This window comes from Microbacterium sp. UBA3394 (assembly GCF_002358725.1).
Lineage (GTDB): Bacteria > Actinomycetota > Actinomycetes > Actinomycetales > Microbacteriaceae > Microbacterium > Microbacterium luteum.
The window spans coordinates 4090-4978 of the sequence record NZ_DEPK01000071.1; the positions used below are offsets into that span (position 1 = coordinate 4090).

Here is an 889-nt window from a genome sequence, read left to right on the forward strand (position 1 = left end):
CTGCGCCAGTGGCTGTTCTACGACGACGATTACGCCTCCATCGGCGAAACCGGGTGGTGGGCGGGCGGCGTGCGCCTCCTGCTGATGGTCGTCGCGCTCATCCTCAGCCTCGCCTTCTTCGCGCTCATCCCGCGCGACGGCCACTGGTGGACGCACTTCGGCCAGTACACGATGTACGTGTACCTCCTGCACTCCTTCGTGCTCTACCCGTTCCGGGAATCGGGCGTCCTGCGGGGCCTCGACCCGACATGGCTGTGGCTCCCCATCGTCATCGTCGCATCGGTGCTCATCTCCCTGGGCTTGGCGACCTCTCCCGTACGAAAGGTGTTCCGCCCCCTGGTCGAGCCGCGCCCGTCGTGGCTGTTCGCGGATGCGACCCTCGCCGACGTGGGCCGTCGCGATGACCCGACCGGGTCACGCCGTGCTCGCAGCGGCTGACCCGAGCGGAGCGCACGACGAAGGGCCGCCCACACCGTGGACGGCCCTTCGAGAAGACGATTGAACGCGGTGGCTCTTATCGGCGAAGCCCCAGACGACCGATCAGCGCGCGGTAGCGCTCGATGTCGACGTCCTGGAGGTAGCCGAGCAGGCGACGGCGCTGACCCACGAGCAGGAACAGACCACGACGCGAGTGGTGGTCGTGCTTGTGTCCCTTGAGGTGCTCGGTCAGGTCGGTGATGCGCCGCGTCATGAGCGCCACCTGCACCTCGGGGGATCCGGTGTCACCGGGGTGCGTCGCGTACTCGTCGATGATCGCCTTCTTGACGTCTGCTTCCAGTGCCATAAAGTGATCCCCTCTCTGCTTGTTGCGCGGTGCCCGACGCCTGATGCGTGAGCTCTCTTTATCCGCGGCCGATCCAACGGCAACCGCAACAGTCTACCAGCGTTG

2 protein-coding genes are annotated in these 889 nt (G+C 66.4%); one reads left to right on the top strand and one right to left on the bottom strand.

The features are described 5' to 3' along the window. Positions 1-438, top strand: a 438-nt coding sequence (locus tag B4E30_RS04090; RefSeq protein WP_349676946.1) for an acyltransferase family protein, incomplete at its 5' end; no start/stop codon positions are given. A gap of 76 nt (positions 439-514) precedes the next feature. Here the strand turns inward: B4E30_RS04090 and rpsO are convergent. Continuing rightward, complete coding sequence (gene rpsO / locus B4E30_RS04095; protein ID WP_286793615.1) at positions 515-784, bottom strand: 30S ribosomal protein S15; 270 nt, start codon at positions 782-784, stop codon at positions 515-517. Between the last annotated feature and the right edge of the window lie 105 nt (positions 785-889).